Origin of the sequence: Sorangium sp. So ce185 (assembly GCF_051526825.1) — a bacterium.
Classification (GTDB): Bacteria; Myxococcota_A; Polyangia; order Polyangiales; family Polyangiaceae; genus Sorangium; species Sorangium cellulosum_D.
The window spans coordinates 11,870,328-11,888,911 of record NZ_CP150316.1 but is presented as its reverse complement, the minus strand read 5'-3'; the positions used below and the strand labels follow the sequence as shown (position 1 = coordinate 11,888,911).

Genomic DNA, 18,584 nt, shown 5'->3' with positions numbered 1-18,584 from the left:
CCCGCGGGCGCTCCGCGGCGTCGATGCGAGCAGGCTCGATGGCGAACGACCCTCGCACTGCTCGCGCCAGGTGTCGATGTGCATGCCCCTGAAAATCTAGTGTCGGTGTAGAATTTTCTTGCGTCCGAGCGCAGCTCGATGGCCGCCCAGGTGGACGCCGCCCGAGGTCGGACCGTCCCGCTGGGGTGGCGTCACCTGCCGCGTCTGGATAGCCTTCTCAGGTGGCCCGAACTGCACCATTCCCGAATATACCAGCGATTCCCGGCATGAACCCCGGCGTGTTCGTCATGGGTGGAGGGGCCGGCGGCGGCGGCCCCGGCGGGCCGAACGGAGGAGCGGGGGAGAACGGACAGGGCGCCAACGGGCAGCGTGGTGGCAACGACGGTCAAGGCGGCGGTCGCGGCGCGAACGGCTGCGGCCAGGGCAGCGGCGCGGGCTGCCCGAACCCGGCCCATGGGGGCGGCGGAGGCACTGCCGCGGGCGATCCGGTCGATGTCGCGGATGGGCGAGTCTTTACCGTCCCGCAGCTCGATCTAGTCCTGCCAGGCCCACTGCTCCTGCTGGTGCATCGGTCGTACTCGACCTCGGCCCGCGAACGCGACGTTGGGCTCGGTCCCGGGTGGTCCCACTCTCTTTCCCAGGAGATCGAGGTGCGCCGGAGGACAATCGCTGTCTACCGACCGAACGGGACCGTCGCCGTTCGGCCCCGCCCGGACGTGGGCTCCGAGGTGGATCTCGGCAGCGGCGTTCGTCTCAGGCGCGATCCTGAAGCGTATGTGCTGGTCGATGCGGACGGGCTCGTCCACCTGTTCGAACGCGTTCCAGGCAGCGATGAGCGATGGATCCTCGGCGCCATCGCCGACCTCAGCGGAAACCGGATCGTGCTCGCATACCGCGGGCGCGACCTCGTCTCCATCACCGACAGCGTCGGCAGGATCGTGCACGTCCGGCGCGATGCGCGCGGGCATATCATCGCCTTCGACATCGATGGCGGCGGTAGGAGAATTGTCCGGTATCGGACATATCAGTACGATTCCGCCGGCGACCTCGCGGTCGTGTACGATGGCGATGGTCATGCAGTCCGCTTCGCCTATGACGAGCACCGGCTCACGCGCGTCGCATATCCGGGCGGGATGCAGGTCCACTATCGATATGATGAGCGAGGGCGGTGCGTCGAAACATGGTGCGATTACCCGGACGGGGCCGATCCGGCGCTGGCCAATGACGTGCCAGAGTACCTCGCCGATGGCAGGACCCGGGCGAAGGGAGTCCTGCACTGCCGGTTCGACTATGCGGACGGCTATACCGAAGTCATCAATTCGCTGCAGGTGCGCCGATACGAGATCAATCCTCTCGGCAAGGTTGACAAGGCGACGAACGGACGCGGCGTGGCCACGGCCGCGTACGACGAGCATGGACACCTGAAGCAGTACGCGGACGAGAACGCTGCATCGACGACATATCAACGGGACGCCGAGGGCCGCCTCATCGGCACCACCGATCCGATGGGAGCGATGACGCGCTTCTCCTACAATCAGCGTGGTAACCTCGATGAGATCGTCGACGCGCTCGGCCAGTTCTCGCGTTATTCTTACGATGCTTACTCGCGTCTTATCGAAACGGTCGACGAGCTCGGCAGCGTTATTCGCTTCGACTACGACGATCGAGGCCAGCGCGTTCGCGCCACGATGCCAGATGGCGCCGAGACGGTATTCCGGTACGATGCCCACGGCAATCTCGTCGAGCTGATCGAGCCGCACGGCAAACCGCGAAGACTGTTTTATGACGAGGTGGGTCGAGTCGTGTCGTTCGTGAACGAGGAGGGGCACGCCACCGAGTTCTTCTACGACGGCCGCGGCCTGCTCACCACCGTCCGGATGCCCAACGGCGGCATCCAGCGCGTCGATCATGACGCGGACGGCCGTCCTGTCCGGATCTGCGGCGCCGACGGCGGGGTCTATCAGCTCTCGTGGGGCGGCTACGGCCTCGTGCACGAGGTCCGCAAACCTACAGGTGAGTCCGTCCGCTTTCGCTATGACCGCGAGTGCAGCCTCGTGCAGGTCATCAACGAGCGCGGTGAGGTACATCGGATCGTGCGCGACCTGGCCGGGAGGGTGGTCGCGGAGCGCACGTTCGACGGTAGGCACTACGAGTATCGTCTCGACAATGCGGGGAACCTCGTCGGCACCCGGAGCGACGGCGGGATGACGGTCGAGATATCGTGTGATGCGTGCGGGCGCGTCGCGGAGCGCCGGTATGCGGACGAGACCGCCGACAGGTTCGAGTACGATCCGCTGGGTCGTTTGATTGCCGCCGAGACGGAGCACGTCCGGTGCGAGTTCACGTACGACGCGCGCGGCCGCCTCGTCCGGGAGAAGCAAACGTACGATGGGCAGACGCATGCGGTCGAGAGCGAGTATTCGCCTGCGGGGCACCGCCGGGCGCTGCGCACCTCCCTCTGCCTCGCAGCGAGATTCGAGCCGAACGGCATGGGGCTTCCTGCGCGGGTGCTCCTTGGCGGGGACGCCGCGGTCGCGTTCGAATGGGACGCGCTCGACTCCGAAACGGCGCGTCTCCTTCCCGCGGGAGGGACCGTGCGGAGCCGCTTCGACGCCATGGGCTACTTGACCGAGCGTCAGGTGGTCGCGCCCGGCGCGCGGGCGGTCGCTCCTCAGGAGCCGCGGTGGGTTGGTCGTCTGCCGCCTGGCACGACGTTCGCGGCTGCCTATGCCTATTCTCCTGGCGGCGACGTGATCGCGGAGCACCGGGCGGACATAGGCCGACGCGATTTCTCATACCTATGAACGTGTCAAGCTCGGGACAACGATTCACGTCGATCTCCGGCCGGGAGAAGGGGCCTGCGTGGACTTGGCCCGTCGCGTCGTCGCTGGCGCTTGCCGGGCGGATGCCGGCCGGGCGGACCGCAGAGACGAGGCGGACGCCCCAGCAGCTTCGGGCCGCGCGGGGGCCGCTGCGCGACGAGGCAGCCGCTGAGGGCGGCTGGTCTGCGCGACGTGCTTGAGCACCTTCTGCTGGCGCAGCATCCGCAGCTCGCCGTCGGCCAGCGGCGCGATCGGCGGCAGCCCCTCGCGCTCGTAGATCGTATCGAGCGCGGGCACGGTGCGGGTGCGCACGCCCGAGCCGTACGCCTTGGGGCGCGGCTGCCCCTTCGGCAGCCCGGTCCGGCGCCGCTCGCCGGTCGCCTTCACGCGCATCCGGGCCAGCTTGGTGTCGGTCGAGCGCGGCACCGCATAGCGATACGGCTCGTTGTTCTTGAGCATGTGGTAGGCGATGGTCACCAGCTTGCGCGCGGTGGCCACCACAGCCACGTTGCGGTTCTTGCGCTTGGCGAGCCGTCGAAAGAAGTTGCCGAGCGGTCCTGGGTGGTTGCCGACGTGCTGCGCGGCTTGCACCAGCATCCAGCGCGCCTGCCCCTTGCCCTGCTTGGTGATGCGCCCGTGGTAGACGTGTTCGGGATCGCCCGACTGATAGGTCGAGGGCACCAGCCCGAGGTAGCTCGCGGCGTGGTCGGGCGAGCGAAAGCGCTGGATGTCTCCGAGCGCCGCCAAGAGCGTTTGCGCCACCGCCACGTCCACGCCCGGCAGCGTCATCAAGAGCCGCACGCGCGGCTCGTCGTACCCGTCGACGGCCAGCTCCTCGTCGAGCCGCGAAAGCTCCGACTCCAGCTGCCCGAGCAGCCGCAGCTCGCTGTCGAGCGCGGCGCGACCTGCGCCATCCAGCTCCAGCGTCTCCAGCCAGGCGCGTCCCTTCGTTCCGAACAGCTCGTTGACCATCGGGCGGATCAGACGCTGGTGCAAGACGGCGTGAATGCGATTCTTCACCCGCGTCCTGTCGGCCACGAGCGACGCTCGACGGTTGGTCAGCCGGCGCCGTCCTTGCGTCGCCTGATCGGGCTGCCACACCCGCGGCAGGTAGTCGGCGCGCAGCAGCTGCGCCAGCACCAGCGCGTCGACCTTGTCGGTCTTGACCTTCGCGTCGGCAATCGCCCGCGTGCGCAGCGGATTGGAGACGACGATCTCGGCCGCGAGCGGGCGGAGCACCTCCACGATGCTCCAGGTGTGGCTCGTCGCCTCCAGCGCCGCACGGGCGTTCGGGCCCAGGTAGCGCTTGGCGAACCGCACGAGCTCCTCGCGGGTGCAAGGGAAGCGGACGCGACGGCGCAGCTTGCCTGCCTCGTCGATCACGGCCGCTTCGACCGCATCCTTGTGGACATCCAGGCCGACATAGTCCATACGCTCTCTCCAGCGGTGCGAGGAGGGTCGTGCTGCCCGGGTGCCCAGGCGAGCGAGTCCTTCGATGAGGACCCGGCGAGGTGGTTGACCTTCGCGGTCGACTGGCCACCACGCCGACGGAAAAACGGGTCGTACGGCACCTACCTATCCGAGCTCGAGGCTCAACCGGGTGGGCCGGTGGGGCGGTCACATACGACAGCGGGCTCATGGCCCATATGCGAAAGCGACCGACCCCGGGGTGAACGACCCCCTCGCACCGCACTTTCTGGGGAGACAGCGTCTCACCCCGTCCCATGCCCGGTGCGAGGAAGGCCAGCATGGGACGAAATTTTTGCAACCTCCTTGATGCATGAGCTGGGCACTGGCGTGCGTCCCGCAACGCGCTCGCTTCCTGCCAATCCCTGCTCGCCTCACCTCTTGATCGGGGCGTCCGGCGGCCGAGGCGCGCCGCTCCGAGCGCTTGCTCATCACTCAGCTCACCGGCGCGCCTCGGCCGACGGACGCCGGCGCGCGGCAGACGCTGCCTCCAGCCGGCGCAGCCTGCTTGCCGCGCGCTCGCGCTCTTCCGTCTTCGCGACCACCGGAGCCGCTGCGATTCCACTCGCGCGACGCTCGTTGCCGGCACAGCCGCTGCTGCACACCGACGTATCGAGAGCGAATGCAGGGCGGCGGTCACACCACGTTCATAACCGGTACGATCCGATGGGGCGCATCCTGGCGAGCTCCACCGCGCATGCGAGCGCGGAGACTTATGTTTATGATGAGGCCGGCGCCGTGTACGAGACGTCGCCTGGCGCACCAGGTCGCTCGTATGGACCGGGCGGTGTGCTCGCGCGGCACGGTACGGCGGAGTACCTGTACGATAGGGAGTTGCGCTGCATCGAGAAGCGGGAGCCTTCGCGGGCAGCCACGCGATACGAGTGGAACGCTCGCGGTATGCTCGCCGCGGTCGTCCGATCGGACGGGACGCGAGTGGAGAACGTCTACGATCCCTTCGCCCGGCGGATTGCCAAGCGGGTCCTGATGCCCGACGGAAAGGTCGTGACGACGCGATTCGTGTGGGACCGAGATGTCCTTGTCCATGAGGTAAAGGAGTCGGACGCAGCTGATGGGAAGCTATTCTATCGCACCTACGTTCATCGGGCGGAGGGGCCCTATCCCCTCGCTCACCGGGACACCGAGGTAATCGGCGGCGAGCGGCGGGACTCGGAGTGGGTCCATTACATCCAAGGGCACGGCGAGCATCCAGCGGTGCTCGTTTCGGGCAGGGGAGAGGTCCTGGCAGACCTCCGCCCAACGATCTGGGGCCACCTCGACCCAACAGCGAGCGCGCGTGCGGATACACCCTTCCGTTATCCCGGGCAGTACTTCGACCGGGAGACCGGGCTCTGCTACAATCGCTATCGCTTCTACGACCCGCGGATCGGCCGGTACGTGAGCCCTGATCCGATCGGCCTGCTCGGTGGTCTGGACCCGTTCGCTTATTGCTACCAGCAACCCTTCCGGTTTCACGACCCCCTCGGGCTCGCCCCGCCCGTCACCACCGAGGTCACGGGCAGCGCCGGGAGCTTCCGTCAGGACAGCGGCGGTCAGCCGGGCAGGATACATCCGGTGGTGGAGTCGGCGTTCCCTCCGCGCGCGCCGGACAACAACGGCATCTACCCGGGCCACCGCAGTGGTAGCATCCCACCTGGTCAGTCGCCCACCGCGTGCGGCGAGCCGCGTGCGCTGAGCAGGTACATCGAGGCGTGGGAAGGGCAGCACCGCAGGGATCCTACGACGGGGCAGGTCCGGCCGCTGGATCCGTCGAACCCGAGCGACCACGCGGACATCCAACGCTGCTTGCAATCCATCGATGGCATCAGCTCGACCCAGCCTCGGAGCGACCGCACGGTCGGCACTCGGGCGCCGTGCCCTAACTGCAGCCAGCTCCTCGCGAACCTGCACCAGCAATACGGTCAGCCCAATCCCTCGGTCATCCGGCCCGGCGCGACGTCGAGGGATGGCACGGACAACACGAACTTCTCGACACCCAGCATGGACTGGGTTGCCGCCCAGCAAGCGGCCATCGCGGCTGGACGCGGACGGAGCGGACCCCAGCCACCTGTCACGCACGCGCGCGCCCCAGACGGAAGCCTCGTGCCGAGCGCGGTACCGGCACCCACCGGGCCCGCGTACCCTCCGCACTCCGGCTACGGTACAGTCTACCGGTGAGGCAGCTGAGATGTCTGAACGCGGCGTAGATTCGTCCGAGCGACCGAGGGCGAGCCTGTCATTGCTTGATGTGCTGAGCGAGCACGCGGTGGCTGCGCTCGATCGGCTGGACATCCGGCGCGATCTGTCCGAAACCTGCCCTCCGCACGAGCTCGCCAGCATGCTTGCAGAGCGCGGATTGCCCATTTACGGGCCCGTGCTGGAGCTCGAGGCGCGCGCGGGGGGCGTCGTCATCGGCGACAAGACACAGCTTGCCACGTTTCGTGCACTGAAGAGCCGCCCCGGCTTCGGGCGTTCGGATGCGCTCGTGTGCAGCGGGGAGGTGCTCCTGCCAATCCATGGCTCCGAGCTGATGGAGTTCTGGATGGACGGCGAGGGCACAATCTATCGAGGCTGGCCAGCGAGCCCTCCGTGGGATCCGGAAGATTCCGGCTTCTGCGCGCCTGTTTATGCATCCTATGTCACCATGTTCGAGCGTTACGCTTTCCAGCGTGAGCCGTGGTGGAGCGGGACGGGGGGAGCCGACGACGGATACCGTTGCTCGTTGACGATCCACGGGCACCTGATGGGCGACGCGATGGCGCAGGCACTTTCCGTGCAGGCCTTCAATCCGGCGTGGGATCGGTACGCGCGGATCTGGCATGGTCACGCAGCGCACATCGAGGAGGCGAACATCCCTGGATATCATGTGCACACCCGGGCTGAGCTCCGGTCCGTCGACCAGCTGGTACGGGCTCTCGAGACGATCTCCCCCATCATGGATCGGGCGCCGCTCGAGATTGGCCTCCCCGAGCGCGCCGTCGTGCAACCCGGCGAGCGCGCTGCCCTACATTTCCGCGGTCTGCAGCCGGGCGACCGCCCCATGGACGTCCTGGTCTACGGCCGACCGGGCAGCTACCGCATCCAGGTTCGCCGGAGCTGAGAGCTGGCGGGGGGGTGTCCCGCGGCACCTCGGGCTCGCCGACTGGCCGTCGCGGGTCCTCGCAGGTGCTGACTTCCCGTCCCCCGGCACCATCGTGCGCCGCGCACGTGTACGTGCGTCCGCTGGTGCATGCGCTCCGCGCGGTCCCCGCCGCCGCAGGCCCTCAGCCGCCGCTCGCTCCGCCGCCGCTCGCTCCGCCGCCGTGCGCTCCGCGCCGCAGTTTACGGAAGAGCCCGTCCAGCCGGAAGCACCGGCGCGCCCCCGGTCCCGCCCGGAGGCGTCTTTCCGGCATCCGGTACTAAGCTGCGCGCGGCATGGTCGACGCTTCCCCGATCACCGCCGTGCTGGGCCCGACCAACACCGGCAAGACCCACCGCGCCATCGAGCGCATGCTCGCGCACGACTCGGGCATGATCGGCCTGCCGCTGCGGCTGCTCGCGCGCGAGGTCTACGATCGGGTGACCACCCGCGTCGGCGAGGCCCGCGTCGCGCTCGTGACCGGCGAGGAGAAGCGCGTCCCGAGGCGCCCGGACTACTGGGTGTGCACCGTCGAGGCGATGCCGATCGACCTGGAGGTCGACTTCCTCGCCATCGACGAGATCCAGCTCGCCGCGCACGACCAGCGCGGCCACGTGTTCACCGAGCGGCTGCTCCTCTCGCGCGGCCGGCGCGAGACCTGGTTCCTCGGCGCCGACACGATGCGGCCCCTCATGGCCGAGCTCGTGCCCACCGCCAAGCTCGTCCAGCACCCTCGGCTCTCGCGGCTCGCCAGCGCCGGCGCCGGCAAGCTCTCGCGGCTGCCCCCGCGCAGCGCCGCGGTCGCGTTCTCGACCCCCCAGGTCTACGAGATCGCCGAGCGGCTGCGCGCGCAGCGCGGCGGCGCCGCGGTCGTGCTCGGCGCGCTCTCGCCCCGCACGCGCAACGCGCAGGTCGCCCTCTTCCAGTCCGGCGAGGTCGACTACCTCGTCGCCACCGACGCGATCGGCATGGGCCTCAACCTCGACGTGCGCCACGTGGCGTTCGCGGCGCTGCGCAAGTTCGACGGCCGCGCCGTGCGCGACCTCGACCCCGCCGAGCTCGCGCAGATCGCCGGCCGCGCGGGCAGGCACCTCGCCGACGGCACCTTCGGCACCGTCGCGCCGCTGTCGCTCCCCGACGGCGTCGCGGCCGCCATCGAGGCGCACCGCTTCCCCCCCGTGCGGCGGCTGCTCTGGCGCAACAGCGAGCTCGACTGGAGCTCGATCGACGCGCTCCTCGCGTCGCTGCGGGAGCGCCCGCGCTCCCGCAGCCTGAGGCTCGTCGACGACGCCGAGGACACCGCCGCCCTGATGCGGCTCGCCGAGGACCCGGAGGTGCGCGCCCGCGCGCGGGGTCGCGAAGCGGTGGCGCTGCTCTGGGAGGTCTGCCGCATCCCGGACTTCCGCAAGCTCCTGTTCGAGTCGCACGTCGCGCTCCTCGCCGAGATCTACGGCCAGCTCTCGGGCCCGAGCGCGGCGCTCGACACCGACTGGATGGCCGCCCGGGTGGCCGAGATCGACGACGTGGGCGGCGACATCGACACGCTGATCACGCGGATCGCGTCGATCAGGACGTGGACCTACATCTCGAACCACGGCCGCTGGGTCCGCGACGCGGCGGCGTGGCAGGACCGGACGCGGTCGATCGAGGACCGGCTCAGCGACGCGCTCCACGAGCGGCTCGTGCAGCGCTTCGTCGAGCGGGGCGGCGGCGCGCGGGCGTCGTCGGGCGCGCGCGCGGTCGCCCGCGGGGGCCAGCGCCGGGCCGAGGCCGAGCCGGAGCCGGTGGACCCGGGGCACCCGTTCGCGCGGATCGCGGCGCTCCGGGCCCTGCTCGCGCCCGGGCCCGCGGCGCCGGCGCCCGAGGACGACCGGGCGCGCTGGGTCGAGGCGATCGTGGGGGCGCCGCACGAGCGCTTCTCCGTGGACGCGGCCGGGCGGATCGCCCACGGCGAGCAGCCGCTCGGGCAGCTCGCGCGCGGCCCGACGCTGCTCCTGCCCGACGTGCGGCTCGCGGAGCTCGACGACCTCGGCGCCGGCGCGCGGTCGCGCGTCCTCCGGCGGCTCGTGGCGTTCGCGCGCGATCTGGTCGAGGAGCTCCTCGCGCCGCTGCGCTCGCCCGAGGTGCGCGCGCTGCCCGGCGCGGCGCGCGGGATCGTCTACCAGCTGGAGCAGGGGCTCGGGACGGCGGCGGCGCGCGACGCGGAGGAGCAGATCGCGGAGCTCGCGCCGGAGGACCGCGCGCTGCTCAAGGCGCACGGCATCGAGGTGGGCGAGCGCGTGCTCTACGTGCAGCAGCTGCTCCGGCGCGGCGCGCTGGAGCGGCGCCTCTCGCTGTGCGCGGCCTGGTTCGGCCGGGGCCGCGTGCCCGCGTGCCCGGCGCCCGGCGCCGTGTCGGTGCCGGTCGCCCGGGGCGTGGATCCCAAGGCCTACGCGGCGATCGGCTACCCGGTGTTCGGGACGCGGGCGCTCCGCGCGGACGTGGCGGAGCGGGTGCACCGCGCGCTCGCGAGCGGCGAGCCGGCCGCGCGGCTCTCGAGCTGGATGGGGTGCTCGGCGCGGGAGGCGCCGCGCGTCGCGGCGTCGCTGCTCGGGTAGGCGTCGCGGCGTCGCGGCGCGACCGGCTCCGCGGGGCAGAAATCCCGCCAGAAAAGCCGGTCGATGACGAGCGGTCGCCGAAATAGTGGCGATCGCCACCGCTTTCCAAATCTGCCGCACCTGGCGCCGCGCCCAACGGGGCCGGCCTCTGGTAGCCTCCGCCGCGCCGCCGACCGACCGGCGGAGACGAACGGAGAAAGAGACACCACCATGGCCATCGTTCTTTACCACCACCCGTTTTCGCGCGCCGCCAACACTGTGTGGATGCTCGAGGAAGTCGGCGTCGAGTACGAGCTCAAGTTCGTCGACATCATGGCCGGCGACCAGAAGAAGGCGGACGTCACGAAGCTCAATCCGATGGGCAAGCTGCCGTTGCTCGTCGACGGCGACACCGTCGTCACCGAATCCGCGGCGATCGGCCTCTATCTCGCGGATCGTTATGCCCCGGGCCGCCTCGCGCCGAAGCTCGACGACGCGGCGCGCGGCACGTATTTTCGCTGGTCGCTCTTCGCCCCCTCGGTCATCGAGCCCGGCTCGATGGCCAAGGCCAGCAACTGGGAGTTCCGCGCCGGCTCCGCCGGTTGGGGCAACTACGACGACATGATCGCGACGATGGAATCGGCCATCTCTGGCCGTGACTTCGTCCTGGGCAAAGAGTTCTCGATGGCCGACGTCATCTTCGGCGGCACCATCGCGTACATGCTCGACTTCAAGATGCTCGAGCCGCGCCCGAGCTTCACCGGATATGCCGAGCGGGTCAGAGCCCGCCCGGCGTACGCGAAGAGCGAGGCGCGCAACAAAGCCGTGATGGACGAGCGCGGCCTCAAGATGCCTGGGGCTTAGCCCCCTCGTCACCGGCTTCTCGCAGGGCGGCATCATGACCTTCGCCCTGGCGGTCACCCACCCGAGGCGCTGGCGGCCGCCTTCCCCATCAGCGGCCTGCTCCCGCCGTCGCTCTATCCGTCGGCGGCGCTGAGCTCGGCGCGTGGATCGTACAGAGAGCTGCGGTCAGGGAGCCGGTTTCGCGTTGTTCATCGGGAAAGCGCGCTGCGCCGGGCGCGCGAGGTGCTCTGCCTCGATCAGCGTCTTCAGCCGCCCCATCTCCTCGCGCACGTCCCTCGCCAGCCATTCACGCAGGAACGGATCCATCACCCAGCGCCACGGCGCGAAGAAGCGGAAGCGCTCGGTATGCACCACGCGGGTGCCCACGGCGGTCTCGTCGAGATCGAAGCCGCCCTCGAAGGTGAGGAACAGACAGGCGGGGAACGAGCGCAGGCTGCGATAGCGCACCGCGTGGCGGCCAAGGATCGTCATCTCGAGCGTCACCGGCGGCCCCGGGAGGCCGCGCAGCTTGCCGTCGTGGCGCATCCAGATGCGGTCGCCCTCGCGGCGCATGCCGAGGACGCGGCCGATCTTCCGGTCGGCAAGCTTGTATCGATGGAGGTCCGTCACGAAGTCGATGATGGCTTCCGGCGGTCGCTGGATGACCGCCTCGCTGATCCCCTCGATCATGCCGCCGTCATAGGGCCCCCCGCGCTGCGAGGGAAGGCCTGTAGACGGCCATCACGATCCGCGGGTTCCGGACGCGATCTCGCCGTCGGCTGACGAGACCGCGCCCGGGTTCCGCGTCGTCACGGCCGCGGCCTGGGCGTGCGGCCTCTCTTCTCCAGCGCCGCCGCGCCGCCAGCATCGAGGCCGTAGGAGCTCCTGCCTTCCCCCTGCCGCTGTCCTACGATAGGCTCGCGTATCCGTTCGCGACAGGTGATATATGCGTTTTCGGCGGCATGGAACAGATGTTACGGATGTGACTATTCACATATCGAGCACCGAAGGGAACTCTCCGGCCAGCATCGTGATCGCCGATGTTCCACGCTCGGATGGTGTTCCCATAATAACGAGCAGTGATCCTGATGTGGTTAGCGTCGATGGCAGACCTCGCGTACGCGCCGTTGGCAATTTTTCGTTTTCCCTCAGCGCGCTCGCCACGACATCAGGTAGTGGCGCTGTAACGGTGACTGCGGCGACACGGTCCGGAATCCAGGCGACACTAAGGGTCGTGGTTGACGTTGCGATAGAGTTGCCGGATCCTGCTACTGAAGCTGGAGCTGTCGCCAGGCTGTTGATGTCGGAGGCCCGCGATCCTTCCCACACAGACTACCTAGCAGCAGACACATTGGATAGTATGGGGTGGATGCAACGGGTTCTGGAGAGTCGATTGGCGATCGATCCTTCTCGATTCGGGGCACGCGGGGCGAGAAATTTGATCGACATCATTCGCGCCGCCAATCAGTTCGATGGTTTTTCCGATTATCCGAACTACGATCAGGGGGTTCGTCGGCGGCTGCAGCGGATGGTTAATATCGCGAATAATGACAATGATAGAATGCAGTCGGATTTTCAAGCTTTTATACAGAATGCTATTGATGTGGCTCGGTTGCGGGTCGCCATCCGGGACCCAAGCTCAACAGGCTTGTTCGGGTGGAGAGCCGCAGGGACTGGAAGTCCAGGGCCCAAATTCGCGAGATTTCGCACGTTGGCTGGAAACACGTTCTTTACGTTGCGGCCATGATTGAAGCATTGACATGATCTGAGATTTTTTTTTGTTGCCTGCATGCACGGACGCGCTCCGTGCTGTGGCCAGTATATTGCGCGATGATGGCGGGGTCGTGGGTGCCGAGGTTGCCGGTGACGTTCAACGACGCCGGCGGGTCGCTCGGGTCGTGGACGCCGACGTCGCAGCGGTCCTCTGCGGAGCCGCGGGCGAGCGCCCTCCTCGCTCTCCCTTGTTCTGCTCGTCCTCCACGCCATCCCAGTACTCCTCGCGCCGGGGGCAACGATCCCTTACGCGGTCGCGCAACACGTGACTGCCGCTTTTGCGTGATCGGCCCACGCCCCGCGCCGCCTCCGCGCCGCCCGCCTGCGGATTCCCGGCGCGATCGGGCCACCGGGTGGGCTGCGGACGCCTTGATGAGCCCCGATGGAGCATCGCTGCGCTCTGGTATGCGGGTTGCCAAGCCCGCCGCGTCGACTGCCGACGAGGCGGGGCCGCGATGGGCCGACCTCGTCGATGAACCCATTCACCGCCAGTGCCGGCCGGCCGCTCGCGGAGCGCCGACTCCTCTGCGACGGTATCGCGGCCGCCGTGCGTCGACGGAAGGAACATCGTGGCATCTACGCAAATCTACACGAAGACGCTATCGAACGGCGAACGGGAGCTGCTGGAAGAGACGCTCGCCGGTATAACGTATCCAGAGAACGGCTACGCGGAGTACCTCGCGCAGCTCCGGAAGGCGCGGGATCGCGTCGCGGGCATGTTCTCGGATCTCTCGGCGCTCGCGGATCTCGGCCGCTCGCCGCCGGTGTTCTGCGGCGCGCTCAAGGTCGGGAATCTGCCGACGAGCGCGAACGTCCCTGTGCCGCCGCCTCAGGCGGGGCTCGCGAAGAGGATCGAGAAGCCGAGCTATCTTTCCGAGAACCTCCTGACGATGATCGCCTCGTTCTTCGGCGAACCGTACTCGATGTACTGCGAAGGGCGCGGCCTCGTGAACAACCTCGTGCCGTCCAGGGAGACGTCGGGCGATCTGAGCGGGCTAGGCACGACCTCCGAGCTCAGGCTCCACATCGAGAACGCCGCCCTCCGCTTCATGACCGGGCGCGACTGCTCACCCAAGGCGCTCTTCCTCACCGGGGTCCGTCAGGACGCCTCCCCGCCGTACACGCGCGTCAGCGACGCGCGGTTGGCGCTATCCATGCTGAGCCCGGAAGAACGCGCGGCGCTGGCGAGCCCGGCCTATCAGATGAAGCTGCCTTACAGGTGGAGGAGGTCTCGCGGCGCCTACGCGAACGTCACCACGCGCCCGATCCCGCTCGTCGAGCGGACCCCCGCTGGCCTCGTGGTGAACGCGGCGTTTTACGGAGACATGATCGCCGACATCCTGTCCCCTCGAGCGGAGCGCGCGGCGAAGCGCTTCGAGGCGGCGCTGGAGGAGGTGGCCATCGACGAGATCGTGTCGCCCGGCGAGCTCCTGGGCATCGACAACCGCGTCACGCTCCACGCCAGGACAGCCTTCAAGGCGTCGTTCGACGAGCAGGGGCGCGCGTCCCGGTGGGTGCAGCGCATCTTCGTGACGGACGCGCTGGAGAACTTCGACGGCTGGGAGAGGATCGACGACGCGGTCTTCGCTCCCACGTTCACGGTCGAGCAGCCCACCTCCCGCCCGACGGCTCAGCTCCACGGTTGAGCGCCGATGGCGATCGTCGAGCAGCGCATGAGCCAGGTCCCGCTCCTCGTCGCCGTCTTCGCGTCCTATGTAGCGCGCGGCGCGTTCCTCGTCGCCGCGTCGTGGGAGCTCGTGAGGGCGACCGGCGCCGTCAACGCCGTCGGCTGGCTGCTTGTCTGGCAGAGCGCCGCGGATATCGCCGTCGGGCCGTTCCTTGGGATCGTCATCGATCGGTGGGACCGCAAGCGGATCGGCATGGCCGCCGACGCGGGGAGGGGCGCGCTGCTCCTGCTCCTCTTCCTCGCGTGGAGCGTCGACCTGGCGCCCAGCGCGACCGCCATGATCTACACCTTCGGCGTCCTGTCCGCGCTCGGCGATCGCCTGTTCATGGGGTCGGTGTACGCGCTTGTCATGGAGATCGCCCCGGAGCACGAGCTCTTGCGGTTCAATTCGCGCACCGCCTCGATGGTCCAGCTCGGCAACATGCTTGGGGCGGGCGTCGGCGGCGTCGTCGTGGCGAGCATCGGCTATGGCGCGTCGCAGCTCGTGAGCGCCGTCTGCTTCTTCATCTCGCCGCTCGCGCTCTCCCGGCTCAGCGACCGGCGGGCACGCCCGGCGGCGACGAGCGCCCGAGCCGCGGCGTCCTTCCGAGACTCTCTCATGGAGGGCGTCGCGGCCCTGCAGCAGAGTCGCGGGATCCAGGTCAACATCGTCCTCCAGGCCACGCTCATCGGCCTGCTCAGCGTGACGAACACGCTCCTGCCGGGCTTCGTCGCGCATACGCTGGAGCGCGACGGCTCCGCGTACGGCGTCATCGACGCGGCCGGGGCGGTCGGAGCGATGGTCGGCGCGGCGCTCTTCAGCGCCGCGAGCAGCCGGGCGCTCCAGAGGTTCTCGATGCGCCACAGCCTGCTCCTGCTGTGCCTCTCGACCGGCGCGTTCAGCCTGAGCCGCGGCCTCGCGGGCGCTGCGGTGCTCTACGCCGCCATGGGGCTCTGCATCGTGACAGGCCGGGTGTCCGCGGACTGCGACCTGCAGCAGCGCAGCGGTGTCGAGAGGATCGGCCGCATCAAGAACCTCGTCCAGGTCGGGGTGGCGGTCCTCTCCGGCGTCCTTTACTTGAACCTGGGCGCCTTTGGCCACCTCGCGTCGCCAGCGGCCATCTACCGCGGCTACGCCGTCTTTTTGGGCGTGGTCTGGGCCGGGCTGTCAATCACCGCATTCAGAAGGTCATCCCATGGATTTTCTCGATAGCCCCCGCCTGCCCGAGGACGCGGCGTTGCTGGCGCTGCGCCGCGCCGTGCCCGAGGTCGGCCAGCCGCTGTCCGCGCTCTACGACGCGCCGCTCGTCGACTACGCCCGCCACGTCTACCGACCTGCGCGGCCCCCCCGCAGCCGGCTCGGCCTGGAGGCGCGCGCCCTCTTCGCCGACGCGCTTCGACCCGAGCTGCGCGCGCAGCTGCCGCCAGAGGACGTCCCGGCCGCGCTCGCCGAGCTCGAGCGCTCCGGCGTGATCCAGACCGGCCCTCATGGTCAGCTCATGCTGGACCATGACGCGTTCTACACGGCCATCTTCTCGCGCATCGGCCTGCTGTCGCGGGGATGCAGGCATTATTTCTGGTTCACCTGCTTCACCAACAAGCTCGAGGTGAGGCCCGGCCGTGGCGCCGGCTGGCTGGGTGTTGCGGGCACGTGCATCAACGTCTTTGGCCTGTCGCGGAGGCTCATGACCAGGAGCAGCGCCATCGCCGCCCCGGGGCCCGTCCGCTTCGCGCTCGAGGAAACGGGCGCGCTGTCTCCTGCGGTCGCCGCGGAGCTGGCCCACTTGCGTGATCTCCTGGGCGGCGCCGCGCATCACAGCGTGCCGGAGGCAGTCGACGCAGCCAACCGCCTCCTCTGGCAGGAATGGGAGCCGGAGGGGCGGGCGCGGCTGGTCGTCTTCGCCGAGGGGTTCTGTACGCGCCTCGTCGCGCGGCACCTCGAGGTGGAGGACGGCCTGCTTGGCCGCCTGCTCTTCGAGCCCCGTCGGCGCGCGGCCGGCATGCGCGTCATCGAGCGGGCGGCTGGAGCGACCATCGGCAGCATGCTCCCGTCTGGCACCGACTTTTTCTGGCGCGTGCGCGACCATCGGATCCGCGCCATGGCGCTGAGCGGCGGACACCTCGTGGAGCAGGAAGCTCCGGACGTGGCGCCGGTTCCATTCGAACGAGGCGCCGTGATCGAGGAGCTGCGCCGCGGCGCGCTGCTGCCGAATGTGTTCCTGCTCTTCCTCGCGGCGACGTTCTTGCCGGGCTTCCGCGCGCTGGGCGGGTTCTTTCAGATCGCGTACATGCCGGTATACCGAGCCGCCCTGCTGGCCATGCTCGATGGGTCGGACAGGGACGAGCGCGCGTTGGTCGAGGACATCCTCGCCGATGACAACCACGGATGGGGGATGCACGTGCTGGAGGAGCCGGACGAGGTCCTGCCGCTCATCGCCCAGACGGGGCGCGCGGGGATACTCCCGGTGCTCGCGGAGCGTTACGCGCGGAGGAGCACGCGGTCGATCACCCGGAACCTTGCGTTGTTCCGCACACATGGCCGCTGGCTCCCGGTCATGGAGGAGGCGCTGGCCAGGGCGCAGGTGGCCTGACGGTAGGGCTCGTCTCCCTGCGCGGACGCGTTGCCTGCGGTCTGCGGTACACCGCCCTCTGCGACCGGCACCGGGCGTGGCGCGCGCGGCGCGGCCTGGGATGGCGCCGTCGATGGCCCCGTACGTTGCTTCTACCACACCGTCAGGTTGGAGCTGCCGCTGCTCGAGGGGTTGAACACCTCTGTCGCCATCACCTGGTAATTGTGAGTGCCGAGTTTCCACCCCTTTGACGCCCAAGCATTTACGTGATTGGAAAACGTGATGGTGCTGTTGGTCCCGGTGGGCCTCTTCGACGTTCGGACGCTCCAGTACTGGTAGAACGTCGCATTGCCTATGATGGAGGGCGCGTTGACCCGCTGCATCCTGTACAGGTCGTAGGTGCCCCCGTCCGTGGTGACTGAGCCCGCCGGCGTTCCGCCCGGCGGTCTCCAGCTGCCCCAGCTGTCAACGACGTAGTATTCTACGAGTGGGTTTGTCGTCCACCCATAGAGCGTCAGATATGCATTGCTGCTGCCCGTCGACCAGACGCCGGCATTGTAGCCAACGTTCCTGCTCGACGACCCAGTGCTCCAGCCCTTGCCGCCAACGAAATTATAGTTGCCGTTTGCCCAATTGACAGCGTAGTTGCCGCCGCCGTTCAAATTCATGCTGACCGACCCGCCATCTTTCCAGAACGTGTACCACTGGCCGTCCGTTCCTGTTTTATTCGCGCTTATCGTGAGAGCGCTTTGATCGGTGGTCAGATCGGTCTCGTTCATGTCCACTTCTGCGCCATCCATGACGCAGTTGGTCAGTAGGAGCCCAAGGGCGGAGCACATGCCGAGACGGGTGATGTTGTTCATGGCGATCGCCTTTCTTGGCCTATCTATTGTTCGGGGCTGGCAGTTGCGTCAAGCCGATTGAGCAATGCAACCGGGCCTGGTCATCAAGAAGGTGCGATATTATCAGATGCAGAGTGACGAGGGTGGCTTGACGCCGACAGGGGGCCGAGGCCTCGACGGGCGCGATCGCCCGGCGTGCCAGGCGCGCGAACCTCGGCGTGAAGCGACTCGATCTGCTCGAAGCTGAGCGGCCACGCGAGAAATGCACAGTGGACCTGTCGTGGAGGCCTGTGCGCGGCGCCCGCGAACGCGCCGCCGCATGTGTCCGCGACGACCGAACAATGGGAGCCGGTGAAGAGATCGATCCCGATCCCGATGACGGAGGTCCCGGTGCTCATGACGGCCCACTCAGGGGAAAGCGTAAGGATGAGGTCTCATCGTGAACGTTCACGTAGCGGCTGTCAACGCCGATGCCGCCGCCCGCCGCGATCCGCCAGCTCGACCACCCCCGAGCTCCGTGGCGCGGGCGCTCGTCACCGGGCGTCGACACCGAGCGCCTTGCGGCGCACAACGGTGCTTTTCCAGTACGGTGGTCCCCGGTTGGGAGAGCGCGCTGGAACGTCGGTCGGCTCGCCGAGCGCGGAGAGGAAGCGGACGATGTTCCGGGGCTCAGTGACCATGGCGGCACGGTTTCCGCATCGGCCGCGGCGACATGACACGCTGGCAGTACGATTGTGGTCGTGCCGTCCGGCGATGGCCGCGGTCCGGCGCCCACCCCTCTTAACGCGGCGCTCCGAAGGAGCCCTGCCCGCCATGTCCTCCCTCGGGCCCGAAGATACCCGCGGGCCGGTCGATTGGAATTGACACCGGCAATGTTAACGTTCACATTCCAGTCGAGGGCCATCCT

General features: G+C 68.5%; 12 protein-coding genes. 9 read left to right on the top strand and 3 right to left on the bottom strand.

The genetic code is table 11. The annotated features are described in order from the left end of the window. The first annotated feature begins 266 nt into the window (after positions 1 to 266). Complete coding sequence (locus WMF26_RS43850; RefSeq protein ID WP_437997576.1) at positions 267 to 2,804, top strand: DUF6531 domain-containing protein; 2,538 nt, start codon at positions 267 to 269, stop codon at positions 2,802 to 2,804. A gap of 24 nt (positions 2,805 to 2,828) precedes the next feature. Here WMF26_RS43850 and WMF26_RS43845 read toward each other — a convergent pair whose 3' ends face one another. Beyond that, complete coding sequence (locus WMF26_RS43845) at positions 2,829 to 4,253, bottom strand: IS110 family transposase (protein WP_437996646.1); 1,425 nt, start codon at positions 4,251 to 4,253, stop codon at positions 2,829 to 2,831. Positions 4,254 to 5,123: 870 nt separating this feature from the next. Between WMF26_RS43845 and WMF26_RS43840 the strand changes: the two genes are divergently transcribed. The 4 genes from WMF26_RS43840 (at position 5,124) to WMF26_RS43825 (ending at position 10,847) form a co-directional block, all read left to right on the top strand. Next, entirely contained in the window at positions 5,124 to 6,467 is a 1,344-nt protein-coding gene (locus WMF26_RS43840; RefSeq protein ID WP_437997575.1) for an RHS repeat-associated core domain-containing protein, read from the top strand. 10 nt (positions 6,468 to 6,477) lie between these two features. Then, complete coding sequence (locus tag WMF26_RS43835) at positions 6,478 to 7,389, top strand: hypothetical protein (RefSeq protein WP_437997574.1); 912 nt, start codon at positions 6,478 to 6,480, stop codon at positions 7,387 to 7,389. 314 nt (positions 7,390 to 7,703) lie between these two features. Further along, positions 7,704 to 10,004 carry a helicase-related protein gene (locus WMF26_RS43830; protein WP_437997573.1) on the top strand — a complete coding sequence of 767 codons (2,301 nt, stop codon included), beginning with the start codon at positions 7,704 to 7,706 and terminating at the stop codon, positions 10,002 to 10,004. A gap of 210 nt (positions 10,005 to 10,214) precedes the next feature. After that, on the top strand, positions 10,215 to 10,847 hold the full coding sequence (locus WMF26_RS43825; RefSeq protein WP_437997572.1) for a glutathione S-transferase family protein: 633 nt from the start codon (positions 10,215 to 10,217) through the stop codon (positions 10,845 to 10,847). A 165-nt stretch (positions 10,848 to 11,012) separates the two neighbouring features. Here the strand turns inward: WMF26_RS43825 and WMF26_RS43820 are convergent, their stop codons facing one another. Further along, positions 11,013 to 11,516, bottom strand: a complete 504-nt coding sequence (locus WMF26_RS43820) for an SRPBCC family protein (RefSeq protein WP_437997571.1) — start codon at positions 11,514 to 11,516, stop codon at positions 11,013 to 11,015. A 292-nt stretch (positions 11,517 to 11,808) separates the two neighbouring features. Here WMF26_RS43820 and WMF26_RS43815 point away from each other — a divergent pair, with 292 nt between their 5' ends. The 4 genes from WMF26_RS43815 (at position 11,809) to WMF26_RS43800 (ending at position 16,856) form a co-directional block, all read left to right on the top strand. After that, on the top strand, positions 11,809 to 12,573 hold the full coding sequence (locus WMF26_RS43815; RefSeq protein WP_437997570.1) for a hypothetical protein: 765 nt from the start codon (positions 11,809 to 11,811) through the stop codon (positions 12,571 to 12,573). Positions 12,574 to 13,168: 595 nt separating this feature from the next. Beyond that, complete coding sequence (locus tag WMF26_RS43810; RefSeq protein ID WP_437997569.1) at positions 13,169 to 14,245, top strand: TauD/TfdA family dioxygenase; 1,077 nt, start codon at positions 13,169 to 13,171, stop codon at positions 14,243 to 14,245. A 6-nt stretch (positions 14,246 to 14,251) separates the two neighbouring features. Then, positions 14,252 to 15,478, top strand: a complete 1,227-nt coding sequence (locus WMF26_RS43805) for an MFS transporter (RefSeq protein ID WP_437997568.1) — start codon at positions 14,252 to 14,254, stop codon at positions 15,476 to 15,478. Next, positions 15,462 to 16,856: a hypothetical protein gene (locus tag WMF26_RS43800; protein ID WP_437997567.1), complete on the top strand. Its 1,395-nt coding sequence runs from the start codon at positions 15,462 to 15,464 to the stop codon at positions 16,854 to 16,856. Before WMF26_RS43805 ends, WMF26_RS43800 begins: the two co-directional genes overlap by 17 nt. A gap of 131 nt (positions 16,857 to 16,987) precedes the next feature. On the opposite strand, the gene WMF26_RS43795 is transcribed toward WMF26_RS43800, so the two are convergent. Continuing rightward, complete coding sequence (locus tag WMF26_RS43795) at positions 16,988 to 17,698, bottom strand: glycoside hydrolase family 11 protein (RefSeq protein ID WP_437997566.1); 711 nt, start codon at positions 17,696 to 17,698, stop codon at positions 16,988 to 16,990. Between the last annotated feature and the right edge of the window lie 886 nt (positions 17,699 to 18,584).